Source organism: Flavobacterium piscis (assembly GCF_031457575.1).
Lineage (GTDB): Bacteria > Bacteroidota > Bacteroidia > Flavobacteriales > Flavobacteriaceae > Flavobacterium > Flavobacterium piscis_A.
Window position 1 is genome coordinate 22,450 of sequence record NZ_JAVDWQ010000008.1, and the last position, 16,477, is coordinate 38,926.

A 16,477-nucleotide genomic window follows, 5' to 3' on the forward strand; every position below is an offset into this window, starting at 1 on the left:
CACAACAACTACTCAAAAACACCTATAAATCACAAAGAAAAGTTAACAAAACGGACAAAAGAAAACGATTTCGTTAAAAATAATATTTGTTTGTGAAAAAAAAGTATCACTACAAAATACGTTTTAGTCCGGAAAAATCTTCTCTATATTGACTAGGGGTACAATTTTTAATAGCTTTGAAACTACGATTGAAATTTGCTATATTATTAAACCCTGATTTAAAAGCCACCTCAGACACACTCATATCTTTTTCAACGAGCCAACGGGCGGCATATCCTATCCGGATATCATTTATATAATTCACAAAAGTTTTTCCTGTTCGCTTTTTTATAAATCGATTAAATGAAATCATAGACATACTTGCTATATTAGCAGCATCCTCAAGTGTGATTTTCCCTGTAAAATTCTTTTGAACATATTCATACACCAACTTCATCTTATCATAATCATCAAACGTATCATAATCAACCGTATAAGTAGAAAGCAATCTTTGATTCCTGGAATTAGCCAAATCATAAAGTAAGGAAGTAATCTCAAGAAAATAGTCCATTCCGTCTAGTTTAGAGAGACTTATAAGTCTTGGCATTAATTCTTCGGCTACCTTTTTCGAAAAAAGAATACCATGAATAGATCGATTAAACATGTCTCGTATTGGATTCATAATACGTCTGGAAAGCAAGGATTCATGAAATAAATCATTATGAAACTGAATCGTAATTTCATGTATTTTTTTACTGGTACATTTATTCAACTCCCATCCGTGATATAAATTTGGACCAATTAAAACGAGTTCTACATTATCAATTTCTTCAATATTATCACCAACAACACGCTTCACTCCTTTTCCATTCAAAATAAAATTGATCTCAAATTCCGGGTGATAATGCACCGGAAAATCAAAACTATCCTTTACCCTGTCAAAAACTAAAAAACTATCTCCCGCAGAAAGCGGAGCAATTTCTCTAAAAAAATTTTTATCACTACTCATCATTAAATACTATTTAGAAAGTAACGTCGTTTATTATTTTGCAATAATATGATATATAATTGATAAAATAATATTAAATATACGACAAACATACATATATCTTTGAAAAATAGAATTATAGATTTTACAATAAGTATATTAATTATAAACATTAATCATTTTTAATACATTATCTTTTTATAGTTTTAATAATTTTAGCCCAAAAAAAGCATTGAATTTTCGATAAAAAAAAATAAACTTTTTTAGTCGATATCAATTTATAGATTTACTCACAGTACATTGAAAAACACTAGATTCAAAATGAAAAAAAACATATTAACTTTAATGATGTCAGTATTTATAGGAACTTCTTGTTCTGCGAAAGATATTGTTACTAATACTAATTTGTCAATTTCAGATAAAAAAGCAACATCTGAAACTGTTTTGCTATATAAAAAACTCAATCAATTAACTCAAAAAGGATATCTTTTTGGCCATCAGGATGATCTTGCTTACGGTGTTAATTGGAAATATGAAGATAAAAGAAGCGACATAAAAGATGTTGTTGGAGACTATCCCGCAATCTATGGCTGGGATATTGCCGGATTAGAAAAAGATGATGCAAACAATATTGATGGCGTTCCTTTTGATAAAATGAAACAATATATCATAGAGGCCAACGAAAGAGGCGGAATATCAACCATAAGCTGGCATGTTGATAATCCTGCAACCGGAAATAATGCCTGGGACAACTCCCCAAATTCCTTAAAGACAGTTTTACCTGACGGTGAAAATCATCAAAAATTCACTTCCTGGTTAGATAAAGCAGCAAATTTCTTTTTGTCCTTAAAAGATAAAAAAGGAAAAAACATTCCCATTCTTTTCAGGCCTTATCATGAACTTACCGGTGGTTGGTTTTGGTGGGGAAAAGGAAATTGTACCCCCGAAGAATTCCAGTCATTATGGAAATTTACTTTTGAATATCTGCAAAAAAAAGGAGTTCATAACTTAATTTATGTATACAATACAGGAAGTTTTAGTTCTGAAACTGAATTTCTGGCTAATTATCCCGGTGATAATTACGCAGATATTCTCAGTTTTGACAGCTATCAGAACAATGAAGATAAAAATGGAGAGAAATTTATTGCTGAAATTCAAAATCAATTTAAAATATTAAACGAAATTGCCCAGAAGAAACATAAACCTATGGCTCTTGCAGAAGCGGGATATGAAGCTGTTCCGGATGCCAAATGGTGGACAGGAACGTTAACAAAAGCGATTGGTGATTATAAAATATCATATGTATTACTTTGGCGAAATCATGGTTGGCAGGAAAAAGAACAAAAAATGCATTATTATGCCCCTTATACCGGTCAAATAAGCGAGAAAGATTTTGTTGATTTCTATAATCTGGACAAAACTTTATTTGAAAAAGATATTAAAAAAGTATTAAAATAAATTACCCCAAATCTATAACCACAACCTTAAAAAAAACCTGATGCACGACAAAATTAGTTTAAAAGAAAAAATAGGTTACGGCCTTGGAGATGCAGCCTCTTCTATGTTCTGGAAAATCTTCAGTATGTATCTTCTGTTTTTTTATACCGATGTTTTCGGATTGGCACCTGCAGTTGTAGGAACCATGTTTTTAATTACCCGAATTTGGGATTCCTGCTTTGATCCAATTGTTGGAATTATAGCAGATCGAACCAAAAGTAAATGGGGAAAATTCAGGCCTTATCTATTATGGGTTGCCGTACCTTTTGCCGTGATTGGGGTTTTAACTTTTTACACCCCTGATTTTGATGAAAAAGGAAAAATTATATATGCCTATGTAACGTATTCCTTAATGATGATGATTTATTCCTTAATTAATGTACCATACGCATCGCTTTTGGGAGTAATGTCATCTGACAGAAAAGAAAGAACAACACTTTCTTCTTACCGAATGGTTTTTGCCTTTGGAGGCAGTCTTTTGGCACTTTGGTTAATTGAACCGTTAGTGAATTATTTCGGCGGAAGCCTAAATTCAAAAACAGGATGGCTGGCAACAATTGCCGTTTTCGGAATAATTACAACTGCTTTTTTCTGGGGATGTTTTCTATGGACGAAAGAAAGGGTAAAACCAATTGCTGACGAACAAACGAATTTAAAAGAAGACCTAAAAGACTTATTAAAAAACAAACCCTGGTGGATTTTACTGGGAGCCGGAATTGGCGCTTTGGTATTTAACTCTATCCGTGATGGTGCAGCAGTTTACTACTTCAAATATTTTGTAAGCAGTAGTGTCAATTTTGATTTTACTCTCTTCGGAACTGATTTTCATATGGCACCAACTTCCATTTATCTGGTTTTAGGACAAGCTGCCAATATTATCGGGGTTATCGCTGCTACGCCAATTGCGAATAGAATTGGCAAAAAGAAAACCTTTTTTGGAGCCATGGCTTTAGCAGCAGTTTTGAGCCTGATTTTCTATTTCTTCGGAAAAGAAGATGTTTTCCTAATTATGAGCTTTCAGGTTTTAATCAGTATTTGTGCAGGTTGTATTTTTCCTTTAATCTGGTCGATGTATGCTGACAGCGCGGATTATTCAGAATGGAAACAAGGCCGCAGGGCGACTGGATTGGTTTTCTCTGCCTCTTCCATGTCACAAAAATTTGGATGGACAATTGGCGGTGCAGGTGCCGGTTGGCTTTTGGGATATTTTGGTTTTCAGGCCAATGTAGAACAAAGTGCAGTTACCCAAAACGGGATTCAGTTAATGTTAAGTATACTTCCGGCTATTGCTGCAGTAATATCAGTTGTTTTTATTCTATTCTATCCTTTATCCGAAGAAAAATTACAAATAATAGAACAGGAATTAAACGAAAAAAGAGACCAGAACAATTAAAAATAAAGATTCAGAAATTAAATTTATATGACAACAATAGCGACTACAACTACATTTCAGGATAGAAAAGTAGCATTAGAAAGAGAACATAAAACGCTTACAGAACAAAAAAACGAACCTCAAAATACAGTAGGAAACGGTATTTATCAGCGTTATAAAAATCCGGTAATCACTGCTGCCCACGTACCAATAAACTGGCGTTTTGACTTAAACGAACAAACGAATCCTTTTTTGCAGGAGCGTATCGGGATGAATGCTGCATTTAATGCCGGTGCAATGAAATGGAATGGAAAATACCTGCTTGCTGTTCGCGTAGAAGGTATTGACAGAAAATCATTTTTCGCCATTGCTGAAAGCCCAAATGGCATAGATAATTTTAAGTTTTGGGAAAAACCATGCGTCATTCCGCAAACCGAAGAACCGGACACCAACGTTTACGACATGCGTTTAATCAATCACCAAGATGGCTGGGTTTACGGGATTTTTTGTACAGAAAGAAAAGATCCGAAAGCTCCAAAAGGCGATACCAGTTCGGCTATAGCCAATGCCGGTATCGTGCGCACGAAAGATCTGGTAAACTGGGAAAGACTTCCCGATTTGATTTCGAATACAGGACAACAGCGTAATGTGGTTTTGCATCCGGAATTTGTGAATGGAAAATATGCACTATACACACGCCCGCAAGATGGATTTATAGATGTTGGAGCTGGTGGCGGAATTGGCTTAGGCTATGTAGATGACATGACCAATCCGGTTGTAAAAGAGGAAAAAATCATCTTCGGAAAACAGTATCATACGATTTACGAATTGAAAAATGGACTTGGTCCTGCTCCTATTAAAACAGAAAAAGGATGGCTCCATCTCGCGCATGGCGTTCGTAATACTGCCGCTGGTTTACGCTATACACTTTACATGTTCATGACTGATTTGCATGATATTACCAAAGTAACCCATGTTCCTGCAGGTCATTTTATGGGGCCGGAATGCATTGAAAGAATTGGGGATGTATCAAATGTCTTGTTTTCTAACGGATGGATTGAAGATAATGACGGAACTGTTTATGTTTATTACGCATCATCAGATACGAGAATGCACGTTGCCGTTTCATCAGTGGCACAATTAATTGATTATGTAACAAATACTCCTGCAGATACTTATATTTCTGCCGGTTCTGTAAAAACAATTATCAATCAGATTGAGAAAAATAACGCAATATAATTTATCGTGCCAACAAAACTAAAACAACTTAAAAACGAACTATCAACAGAACTGGATTCTATTTTAGAGTATTGGTCCAAAAATACAATTGATACACAAAAAGGTGGTTTTATTGGTCAGATTGATGAAAATGAATATATTATTGAAAACGCCGATAAAGGTTCTGTTTTAAACGCCCGAATTTTATGGTCATTCTCTTCCAGTTATCAAAACACTAAAAATGAAGATCATAAAAAAATAGCCGCACGAGCTTTTGAATTTTTATCCAATTATTTTTATGATTCGGAATTTGGTGGTTTATTCTGGAGTATCCATTCTGATACCACTCCAAAAGATACTAAAAACCAGATTTATGCTTTGGCTTTTGCCATTTATGGATTGTCTGAATATTATGCTATTTCCAAAGACGAAAAAGCCTTGGCTATAGCGATTAATTTATATCTAAGAATACAAAAACACAGTTACGACCCTGTAAATAAAGGATATTTAGAAGCTTTTACAAGGGATTGGCAGCCCATAGACGATTTACGTTTGAGCGATAAAGATGCCAACGAAAAGAAAACCATGAATACACATTTGCATATTGTTGAAGCTTATGCGAATTTATTTAAGGTCTGGAAAGATAAAACGCTTCAAAAAGACATTGTTGAATTATTAGAAACCATAGAAAAATACTTCATCAATACAGAAACAGGACATTTGCATTTGTTTTTTGATGAAAACTGGATTGAAAAACCAGATGTAATATCTTACGGACACGATATTGAAGCAGGCTGGCTTTTATTGCAATGTGCCGAAATTTCAGAAGATGAAACTTTGATTGCCAATTATAAAAAACATGCTATTCAGATAGCAGATGTAACACAAGAAGGATTAGATTCTGATGGCGGATTATGGTATGAATTTGATCTTGAAAAGAATGAATTAGTTACCGAAAAACATTGGTGGTGTCAGGCTGAAGCTTTAATTGGTTTCTACAATGCCTACCAATTAACAGGAAATGAAAAGTATCTGGAAATTGTTTTCAAAAACTGGGAATTCATAAAAAATCACATTTTAGACAAACAAAACGGAGAATGGTTTTGGGGAATTTACCAGGATTATACCCTGATTAAAAAAGATAAAGCTGGTTTTTGGAAATGTCCTTATCATAACAGCCGTGCCTGTTTAGAGCTTATTAACAGAATAAAAGCTTAATAATTTACTCCAAAACTGATATTGGACAGCATTATTTTCAACACATAGAAACATCGTTTTTGTAAACTCGAAAATAAGCGTTTCACTAATTTAAATGCACATAGCTATTAGGGAAGAAATGCATAAGTTTTAGTATTTCTCTCTCTTGTATAAAACCTAAGTTTCGCACTGATTATTGTATTAAAAAAAACAATTTATGAAGCAACTCTTTTTCTTTAGTTTACTATTTTTTAGTGCAATAAGTAATGCACAGATTAATTTAGTTAAAAATGGTAGTTTTGAATCTGAAACAACAAATTGGCGAGGAGATGTTGGAACTATTTCTCCTTATGACAAAAAAACAGGTCAAAATAGTATTCTTATTAATCAGTTTGCAGGTGCAGAATGGAAATCGATCGATCAAATTATGACGATTCCTAAAAACACCTACGCCATAACATTTAGTGCCTGGATAAAAGCAGATCAAATTGAAGCTGGTAAAGAAGCTTATAATGCTGGTCTTATGGTTGCAGAATTTACAAATGGAGCCGAAAAAAAAATCACTTCAGAAAACATTGCTCAAATCATAGGAACTAAGGCATGGAGCAATTACAAAAAAACTATTCTGGTTCCTGAAAAGGCGCAAAAAATAAGAATAATGCTGGCTTTGGCACAAACAAACGGTTCAATATTTTTTGATGATGTAAAAGCTATTACACTTTCTGAAGAAGATTATTTTAAATTAAATCCAATAATTACAGTTCCGGAGGGTCAAAAAATAGTCACCAATGCAAAACAGTTTTCAAACGGAAATTTTGAAGAACTCTTAAACTCCTGGAGCGGACCAGGAACAATTACTACAACAGATAAAAAAGAAGGTAATTCGGCTGTAGAAATAACTTCAAGAATTGCTGAGTGGAAAGCAATTTATCAGGCAGCTGATATTAATGAAAGAGACAGAACAATAGAAGTTTCAGGCTGGCTAAAAGCAACAGATATCCAACAAGGCAAAGAAATCTGGAATAACGGCATGTTTATTATTGAATTTAAAAAAGACGAAACAACTAAAGCATCCGAAGACCAGGCAATAGGAACTGTGACAGGTACAACTGACTGGACCTTTTTTAAAAAATCTTTTCAAATTCCCTACGGTGCAAAAGAATACCGTATTATCGTTGCGATGAGTGCCTGCACCGGAACCTTATTCGCTGATGATATTCAGGTTAAACTCACTAAAAATTAAAAATGAAAAATATTTTTCTAAAAACAGCATTTATCAGCTTTACGCTTTTAACATTTACAAATTGTTCCTCAGATAAAGAATCTGAAAATGAAGCTGTAGTTGATCCTCCAGTTGTAGTAGTAGAAACTGATGCATTAACGACACAAAATGTAATCAACTACATTGTCGATAAAAATGCCACCAAAGAAACAATAGCATTATTCTATAATCTAAAAAAACTGGCTAAAACCAAAGTTGCTATTGGACAACAGGATGCTTTTAACAGTTTTTATCAGGATGCCGGTGGCGACTCTGATATCAAAAAAAATACGGGTTATGATCCGGCAGTTTTAGGTTCGGATTTTATGTTTATTACCGATAAAAATAATAACAATCAGATAAACAACTGGTTTTATCAGCAAGAGCTAAAAATTACTGCCGATGTAAAAGCTGCTTATGCCAAAGGGATAATCAATACTTTTAGCTGGCATATAAGAGAACCTAATAATGAAGACTCTTTTTATGTAGCCGACATGACTCCGGAACAGAAAGCTACTGCTTTTAAAAGCATTTTGCCTGGTGGAGACAATCATGAATGGTACAAAAAGAAACTGGATAAAGTGGCTGGCGTATTCCTGAATTTAAAAGGTTCCAAAGGAGAATTGATTCCGACAATCTTCAGGCCTTTTCATGAATTTGACGGAAGCTGGTTTTGGTGGGGCGCTAACTTTTGTACTCCGGAAGAATATAAAACCGCTTATAAATTTACTGTTGAATATTTAAGGGATACTAAAGGCGTCCATAATATCCTGTATGCTTTTTCACCTGACAACTCTTATACCACAACTGAAGGCTATTTAAGCCGCTATCCAGGTGATGCTTATGTTGATGTTTTAGGGATGGATAACTATGGTGATTTTGATAATCAGGGACAAACAGGTGCTGATAAAGCAAATAGCAAGCTGAAAATCATTTCAGATTATGCTAAATCAAAAGTGAAAATTGCTGCTCTGACAGAAACCGGTTATCGTGTAACAAATTCAACTGCTCCTGTTACAAATTGGTTTTCGACATATTTGTACAGTGCTTTGACATCAAATAGTATAGAAGTGAGTTATGTTATATTTTGGAATAACGATAAAATCGGATACTATGTTCCGAATGGTTCGGTTTCGAATGCGGCAGATTTTAAAACCTTTGCAACAAAACCTAAATCGGCATTACTGAATTCATTGCCAAAAATGTATGAATTACCAAAATAGCTTTCTTAAAAACGTAAAGCCCTAGCCCTGATAGAAGCGGTATCCTTTTGTTTTTTTCTTTAAAAAACAAAAGATAAAGCGAATAGCAGGATTAGCTTCTAAAAAAATAAATATGAAAAACAGACTTTTAAAGACCCTTGGACTAGCTTTAACATTATCAGTAATGTCATGTCAGGCACAGGAAAAAATTACGGTAAGAGGTACAGAATTTTACAAAGGCGACAAACCTTATGCCTACATTGGAACGAATTATTGGTATGGAAGTTTACTGGCTTCAAAAAAAGTGGGAGATCGTAAAAGGCTGCTTCGCGAGCTGGATTTGATGAAAAAAAACGGAATCGATAACTTACGAATTTTGGTTGGTGCCGAGGGCGGAAAATATGATTTCACGGTTCGCCCGGCTTTGCAATACGAACAAGGAAAATACGATGACGATTTGCTTGATGGACTTGATTTCCTGATGAATGAAATGAGAAAACGCAACATGTATGCAGTTTTATATTTAACCAACAACTGGGAATGGTCTGGCGGAATGTCGCAATATTTAGAGTGGAACGGCAAAGGTCCGATTCCGGTTCCGAATATCGCTCCCAATACGTGGCCGCAGTTTATGGAATATACCCAGCAATTTTACAGCTGTACACCTTGTATGGAAGGTTTGGAAAATCATGTGAAATTTATTATGACCCGTACAAATCCATATTCGAAAAAGAAATATACGGATGACAACACCATTATGGCCTGGCAGGTTGGCAATGAACCAAGACTTTTTACGGTTGAAAATGAAGAAAAATTCACCATTTGGTTAAACAATATTGTTAATTTAATGGATAGTTTAGATAAAAACCATTTGATTTCTACAGGTTCTGAAGGATTAAACAGTTCGAATGACAACATAGAAATTTTTGAGAGAACACACCTGAATCCGAATATTGATTATCTAACGATGCATATCTGGCCTAAAAACTGGAATTGGTTTAAGGCTGACGATGCTGAGGCAACGATGCCTGCCACTATTGAAAACGCTGGAAAATATATTGATGCCCACATTAAAGTGGCCAATAATCTGAAACGACCTATTATAATTGAAGAATTTGGATTGCCAAGGGAAAACGAAAACCTAAATGCGGGAGCACCCTCAATTTATCGAAATCAATTTTATAGTTATATCTTTGGCAGGGTTCTGGAAAGCCGTAAAAATAACGGTCCGCTGCAGGCAGCTAATTTCTGGGGATTTGGTGGTGAAGGTAAGGCGGTGAATGAAACCGGAAAGTGGAATCCCGGAGAACCATTAACAACCGATCCTCCGCAGGAACCACAGGGTTTGAATTCGGTTTTTTCAGGTGATAAATCAACTCTGGAGATTGTAAAAAAATACAATTTAGAGTTGAAGAAAAAATAATTTCTTTACCATATAAGTGATTATAAGAACATTTAACAGGCTTAGTCCAAAAGTTTAAATGAACTTATAATCACTTATATGATTTAAAAACATAAAACATGAAAAAAATATTTCCTGCCTTATTGGTTTTGCTTTTTAATATTTCTTTTTCGCAACAGGTACAGGATTTTACTTTAGCATCTCCAAACGGTAAAATAAAAATCAGTATTGTAATTAACGAGAAAATAACCTGGTCTGTTTCACATGAAAAAGATCTCATTCTGACTCCATCAGCCGTTTCATTGACGTTGGATAAAAATGAGGTTTTAGGAAAAAATGCATTGCTTTTAAATTCCAAAAGAGAAAAAGTAAATACTACATTTGAATCACCTTTATACAAAAAAAATTCTGTAAAAAATCAATACAACCTTCTGGTTCTGAATTTCAAAAATGATTTCAGCATTGAATATCGTGCTTTTGATGATGGTGTCGCATACAGATTCATCTCTAAAAAGAAGCAAGACATAACCGTAAAATCGGAAGAAGTAAGTTTGAATTTCGATCAGGATTACAATACCCTGATGCCTTATGTTCGTGATTTAAGGAACCCGAAAGACCTCTATATTTCCTCGTTTGAAGCACATTACGAAAATAAAAAAATTAGTGAATTTGCTAAAGATACTTTGGCGTTTTTACCTTTTTTAATCGATTTTAAAAACAATAAAAAAGCCGTCTTCCTGGAAGCTAATCTGGTAGATTATCCGGGATTGTTTGTAACTAACAATAAGTCAAAATCAGGTTTTGAGTCCCGTTTTTCCAATTACCCTTTACAGGAAACTAACGGTGGTTTTAATAATATAAACCGACTGATTACAGAGAGAGCTGATTATTTGGTAAAGACAAAAGGAACGAGAAATTTTCCGTGGAGAATTATTGTTATTTCTGAAAATGATGCTGAGTTAGCCAATAACGACATGGTTCAGAAATTATCCGAGCCTTCAAAAATTAAAGACCTTTCCTGGATTAAGCCCGGAAAAGTAGCCTGGGACTGGTGGAACGACTGGAACATTTACAACATCGATTTTAAAGCCGGAATTAACACCAAGACTTATCAATATTACATTGATTTCGCATCAAAAAACAAAATCGAATATGTGGTTTTAGATGAAGGCTGGAGTCTGGAAGATGACATTATGGAACACAATCCAAATGTAGACCTGGAAGCTTTGATCGCCTACGGAAAAGAACGAAATGTGGGGATCATTTTATGGAGTTCCTGGATGGCTTTGACGAAAAACACGGAAGGCATTTTTAAGAATTATGCAGATTTGGGTATCAAAGGCTTTAAAGTTGATTTTCTTGACCGTGACGATGCTAAAATGGTAAATTCGGTTTATGATATTGCGCAAAAAGCAGCTGACAACAAATTACTTTTGGATTTTCACGGCATGTACAAACCAACCGGAATTCAACGCACTTTTCCAAATATTCTGAATTTTGAAGGCGTAAAAGGGTTGGAAAATAATAAATGGACACCTAATGATGATGTTCCTTTATATGATTGTACTATCCCTTTTATCAGAATGATGGCCGGGCCGATGGATTATACTCCCGGTGCCATGAGAAATGCCGCCAAAAGTGAGTTTAAACCAAGTAATTCCAATCCGGTAAGTCAGGGAACAAGATGTCATCAATTAGCGCTTTACACGATTTTTGAAGCGCCTTTGCAAATGATGGCTGACAGTCCGACAGCTTATATGAAGGAACAGGAAAGCACTGATTTTATTGCTAAAACCCCAACCGTTTTTGATGAAACTGTGGCATTAGAAGGTGAGGTTGGAAAACTAGTATCAATTGCACGAAGAAAAAACTCAACCTGGTATTTAGGTGCCATAACCAATTGGGATTCAAGAGACATTACAATTGATTTTTCTTTTCTGGAAAAGGGTAAAAAATTTGAAGCTGAGATTTTCTCAGATGGATTAAATGCAGATAAAGCTGCGAACGATTATAAAAGAGAAACTATTACTGTTGATTCTACTACGAAACTAAAATATACATTGGCAAGTGGTGGCGGATTAGCAATGATTATAAAATAAAAAATGGGGCAAATTATCCCATTTTTTATTCATTTTAAACCCGACAGGTTTTTAAAAACCTGTCGGGTTTAATAACTATCGTAAAATCAATTCAATTGCATTCAGTTCATCTTGTGTAAATTCTAAACCCTGCAAACATTCTATATTATTATTCAACTGCCTTACTGAACTTGCTCCAATCAAAACCGACGTAATTCGTTTGTCTTTTTGCAACCAGGCCAGTGCCATTTGAGCTAAAGATTGATTACGGTTTTGGGCGATCTCATTCAGTTGCACTAATTTCAGAATTCTTTCCGCCGTAACTTCATCTTCTTTTAAATGTCCGTTTGGATTATGAGCACGGGAATTTTCAGGAATTCCGTTTAGATATTTGTCAGTCAAAAGTCCTTGTGCCAAAGGTGAAAATGCAATACAGCCCACTCCCTTTTCTTCCAGAACATCCAATAAGCCTTCTTCAACCCAACGCACTAACATTGAATATTTAGCCTGATGAATCAAACATGGAGTTCCTAATTGCTTCAAAACATCTACAGCAACTCGGGTTTGCTCAGCCGAATAATTACTAATTCCAACATATAAGGCTTTACCACTTCTAACGGCGTAATCAAGTGCCATCATGGTTTCTTCAATAGGCGTTTCAGGATCTGGACGATGCGAATAGAAAATATCGACATAATCAACCTTCATTCTTTTCAAACTTTGGTCTAGACTGGATAATAAATACTTTCTTGAACCCCAATCCCCATAAGGACCATCCCACATGGTGTAACCCGCTTTGGTCGAAATGATGATTTCATCACGCAGGTTTCCCTGAAAATTATGCCATAATATTTTTCCAAAATTGGTTTCTGCAGAACCCGGAACCGGCCCATAGTTGTTAGCCAGATCAAAATGGGTAATTCCTCTATCAAAAGCTTCTACAGCAATACTTTCTGCATTTTCAAAATTATCTACTGATCCGAAATTATGCCATAATCCTAAAGAAATTTCAGGCAAGAGCAACCCGCTTTTTCCACATCTGTTATATTTCATTATTTTTAGTTAAGGTTGGAATTTAAAGTTTTTAAAGATAAAAACAAACCTGATTATTTTAAAACCAAATAGTAGTTAATTTTTGTAAATTTGTCAAAATAATAAATTATGGAAAATAACTGGCAAAATTTAATTTCGATAAATCCAGACATCAGATTTGGAAAACCTGTAATTACAGGAACCAGAATCTGTGTTTCAGACATTCTTGCATGGCTTTCTACAGGAATGTCGTTTGATGAAATTATCGAAGATTTCCCTGAATTAAAAAGCGAAGATATTCTTGCTGCATTAGCATTTGCTGCAAATAGAGAAAACATTACAAAAATAATTGCGGCATAATGAAATTACTTCTTGATGAAATATTTCTTGGAGAACAATTAAACTCGTTGAAAATGCTTTTTTAGATTGTTTACATGCTAAAAATATTCCGGTAAATCAACCCGCAAAAGATATTGAAAATTGGAAATTTGCCAGACAAAATGATTTTACAATCCTCACACATGATGATGATTTTGAGAAATTATTACTTTTAAAAGGAGCTCCTCCAAAAGTAATAATCTTAAAAACATTCAATAAAAATACCAAACAAATAGCTGAAATTCTTATTTCAAAAAAAGAAATTATTTTAGCTTTTGTTTTAAATGACGATTTGATGATTTTAGAAATTTATTAAATATTTGGAACTCTCGCAGATTTGGCAGATTAAGGAGATAAAATAATCTGCCGAATTTGCAAAAATCTGCGAGAGAAATATTTTAATTAAACTTGCGACTTTGCGTCTTTGCGAGATTAAAAAACTTTAAGCTTATTCTTTTATATCAAAACCACCTTCCAAACCTTTATCTGAACTTCCTCCAACCATAATTTTGAAAGTTCCCGATTCTACCAAATAATTCCCTTCGTTATTATAAAAACCTAATTCTTTCTCAGTCAAAGTAAAGGTTACGGTTTTAGTTTCACCTTTTTTCAAATTCACCAATTCAAAACCTTTTAATTCTTCAACCGGTCTTGCAATACTGGCAAAATCATCATGAATATACAATTGAACCACTTCTTTTCCGTCGTAATTACCTGAATTAGTTACATCAACGGTAATTTTTACCGGTTCATTTTTAGCAAATGACGTTTTGTTTATTTTCAGATTTTTATATTCGAAAGAAGTATAACTCAATCCAAAACCAAAAGGGAACTGAGGTGTTTTTTCTACATCTGAAAAGTGTGACCAAAACACATTTTTATCCGCATTTACAGGTCTTCCTGTACTGTAATTGTTATAATAAATTGGAACCTGTCCCACGTTTCTCGGGAAAGATATTGGCAGTTTTCCGCTTGGGTTATAATCTCCGTATAAAACCTGGGCTACCGCATTTCCGGTTTGTGTTCCTAAATGCCAGGCTTCAACAATCGTCGGAATATGTTCTGCTGCCCACGGAATAGTCAACGGACGTCCATTATTTAAAACCAAAACAATATTTGGATTCACTTTATAAATTTCTTCCAGCAATTCCTGTTGCAATCCTGGTAAATCTAAATTCGTTCTACTGCGCCCTTCCCCGCTCTGAAAACCATGTTCTCCTAAAACCATCACGACAACATCAGCATTTTTTGCTGCCGTTTTAGCTGCTTCAAATCCACTTTTGTCTGTTGTATTAAATACGACCTCATCCAAAAAAGTAGCTTTTCCAACAATCAAATCAGCTCCTTTTTCAAAAACCAGCTGATTATCTTTGTATTGCTGCATTCCTTCTAAAACCGAAACTGCAGTATTATCATCAGCCGCAATTCTCCAGCTTCCCAGAGGACTGTTTTTATCATTTGCCAAAGCTCCGATCAAAGCAATTTTTTGTCCTGATTTTTTTAGCGGAAGTAAATTCTTATCGTTTTTCAGCAAGACAATCGACTTTTTGGCCATATCCAAAACACCATCATTGTTAGCTTTATTTCCGATAGTCGCTTTCTCACGCTTTTCGTCACAGTATTTGTAAGGATCATCGAATAATCCCAATTCAAATTTTACTCGCAAAATCCTGCGAACGGCATCATCTACCAAAGCTTCTTTTAGTTTACCTTCCTTAACCAATTTAACTAATTCGGTAACATATAAATGGGATTCCATATCCATGTCAGAACCTGCTGTAACTGCTTTCAACGTTGCATCTGCTCCATCTTTGGCATAACCATGCGGAATCATTTCACGCACCGAAGCCCAGTCTGAAACCACAAAACCATCAAAATTCCATTTGCCTTTCAAAATATCCCTTTGCAGAAAAATATTTCCCGTTGCCGGAATTCCATTTACCAAATTAAAAGAATTCATAAACGTTCTCACGCCTGCATTAGTAGCTGCCTCAAACGGAGGTAAAACGGTGTTGAATAATTTCGAATTGCTTATATCTACCAAATTGTAATCACGTCCCGACTCAATAAAACCATAAGCCGCAAAGTGTTTCGCGCAAGCCGCTATGGTATTAATTTTAGCCAAATCTGCTTTATTGTCACCCTGAAAACCGGTCACTCTCGCAACAGCAATTTTACTTCCTAAATACGGGTCTTCTCCCGCACCTTCCATCACACGTCCCCAGCGGGCATCGTTTGTAATGTCAACATTGGGGCCAAAAGTCCAGTTAATACCGGATGCCGAAGCTTCATCTGCCGCAATGGCTGCCGATTTTTTTATCGCTTCCAAATCCCAACTCGCCGCTTCTGCCAATGGAATAGGACTCAACGTTTTATAACCATGGATAACATCAAAACCAATAATCAGCGGAATTCCCAAACGGGTTTCCTCCACAGCAATTTTCTGTACAGCACGAACCTCTTTCACTCCGCGAACTGTCAGCATACTTCCTACCCATCCTTTTCGCAGATGCTCATATTTCAACTCCGCATTTCCGCCTTTTGGAGCAGGTCCGGTCACATCCCAAAACCCGTTATATTGATTCATTTGTCCCACTTTTTCCTCCAAAGTCATTAATGGTAAAAGCAAGTCAATTCGTTGTTCAATCGTTTTATTTTTATCCAGATGCGGTTTCTTTTGTGCGTTCATATTTCCAACAGTAAACAGGGTAAAAACCCCAATAATTAGTGTATTTTTATTTTTCATAGTGGTTAATAGTTTCATATTTTGGGCGTGTCACTTGCCCGAAAAAAGGCAACCGTCAGGCTTTCGGCTATCTTTTGTTCCGTTTCTCTTCACAAAAGGATACCGCCTCAAATGAAATTCACTGAAC

13 protein-coding genes are annotated in these 16,477 nt (G+C 35.2%); 10 read left to right on the forward strand and 3 right to left on the reverse strand.

Annotation, left to right across the window (positions count from 1 at the left end):
• Window positions 1-109 precede the first annotated feature (109 nt).
• The gene (locus J2W48_RS12570) at window positions 110-988 is read right to left on the reverse strand and encodes an AraC family transcriptional regulator (protein WP_310281850.1); all 879 of its coding nucleotides are present in this window, start codon (window positions 986-988) and stop codon (window positions 110-112) included.
• A 300-nt stretch (window positions 989-1,288) separates the two neighbouring features.
• Here J2W48_RS12570 and J2W48_RS12575 point away from each other — a divergent pair, with 300 nt between their 5' ends.
• The 8 genes from J2W48_RS12575 to J2W48_RS12610 all read left to right on the forward strand — a co-directional run bounded on the left by J2W48_RS12575 (window position 1,289) and on the right by J2W48_RS12610 (window position 12,215).
• Window positions 1,289-2,425 carry a glycoside hydrolase family 26 protein gene (locus J2W48_RS12575; RefSeq protein WP_310281852.1) on the forward strand — a complete coding sequence of 379 codons (1,137 nt, stop codon included), beginning with the start codon at window positions 1,289-1,291 and terminating at the stop codon, window positions 2,423-2,425.
• Between the two features lie 40 nt (window positions 2,426-2,465).
• Window positions 2,466-3,857: an MFS transporter gene (locus J2W48_RS12580; protein ID WP_310281853.1), complete on the forward strand. Its 1,392-nt coding sequence runs from the start codon at window positions 2,466-2,468 to the stop codon at window positions 3,855-3,857.
• A gap of 27 nt (window positions 3,858-3,884) precedes the next feature.
• The gene (locus J2W48_RS12585) at window positions 3,885-5,075 is read left to right on the forward strand and encodes a glycoside hydrolase family 130 protein (RefSeq protein ID WP_310281854.1); all 1,191 of its coding nucleotides are present in this window, start codon (window positions 3,885-3,887) and stop codon (window positions 5,073-5,075) included.
• 6 nt (window positions 5,076-5,081) lie between these two features.
• Complete coding sequence (locus J2W48_RS12590; protein WP_310281856.1) at window positions 5,082-6,272, forward strand: AGE family epimerase/isomerase; 1,191 nt, start codon at window positions 5,082-5,084, stop codon at window positions 6,270-6,272.
• A gap of 196 nt (window positions 6,273-6,468) precedes the next feature.
• On the forward strand, window positions 6,469-7,494 hold the full coding sequence (locus J2W48_RS12595; RefSeq protein WP_310281858.1) for a carbohydrate binding domain-containing protein: 1,026 nt from the start codon (window positions 6,469-6,471) through the stop codon (window positions 7,492-7,494).
• Window positions 7,495-7,496: 2 nt separating this feature from the next.
• Window positions 7,497-8,735 (forward strand): glycoside hydrolase family 26 protein, encoded by a 1,239-nt coding sequence (locus J2W48_RS12600; protein WP_310281860.1) that lies wholly within the window; start codon window positions 7,497-7,499, stop codon window positions 8,733-8,735.
• A gap of 112 nt (window positions 8,736-8,847) precedes the next feature.
• Window positions 8,848-10,137, forward strand: coding sequence for a glycoside hydrolase 5 family protein (locus J2W48_RS12605; RefSeq protein WP_310281862.1), 1,290 nt, complete (start codon window positions 8,848-8,850; stop codon window positions 10,135-10,137).
• Window positions 10,138-10,235: 98 nt separating this feature from the next.
• Window positions 10,236-12,215, forward strand: coding sequence for a glycoside hydrolase family 97 protein (locus tag J2W48_RS12610; protein WP_310281864.1), 1,980 nt, complete (start codon window positions 10,236-10,238; stop codon window positions 12,213-12,215).
• 75 nt (window positions 12,216-12,290) lie between these two features.
• Here the strand turns inward: J2W48_RS12610 and J2W48_RS12615 are convergent, their stop codons facing one another.
• Window positions 12,291-13,247 carry an aldo/keto reductase gene (locus J2W48_RS12615; RefSeq protein ID WP_310281867.1) on the reverse strand — a complete coding sequence of 319 codons (957 nt, stop codon included), beginning with the start codon at window positions 13,245-13,247 and terminating at the stop codon, window positions 12,291-12,293.
• A 108-nt stretch (window positions 13,248-13,355) separates the two neighbouring features.
• Here J2W48_RS12615 and J2W48_RS12620 point away from each other — a divergent pair, with 108 nt between their 5' ends.
• Together J2W48_RS12620 and J2W48_RS12625 are read left to right on the forward strand one after the other, a co-directional pair.
• Window positions 13,356-13,586, forward strand: a complete 231-nt coding sequence (locus J2W48_RS12620) for a DUF433 domain-containing protein (RefSeq protein WP_310281869.1) — start codon at window positions 13,356-13,358, stop codon at window positions 13,584-13,586.
• 37 nt (window positions 13,587-13,623) lie between these two features.
• Window positions 13,624-13,920, forward strand: a complete 297-nt coding sequence (locus tag J2W48_RS12625; protein ID WP_310282148.1) for a DUF5615 family PIN-like protein — start codon at window positions 13,624-13,626, stop codon at window positions 13,918-13,920.
• A 132-nt stretch (window positions 13,921-14,052) separates the two neighbouring features.
• Here the strand turns inward: J2W48_RS12625 and bglX are convergent, their stop codons facing one another.
• Window positions 14,053-16,350: a beta-glucosidase BglX gene (bglX, locus tag J2W48_RS12630; protein ID WP_310281872.1), complete on the reverse strand. Its 2,298-nt coding sequence runs from the start codon at window positions 16,348-16,350 to the stop codon at window positions 14,053-14,055.
• Between the last annotated feature and the right edge of the window lie 127 nt (window positions 16,351-16,477).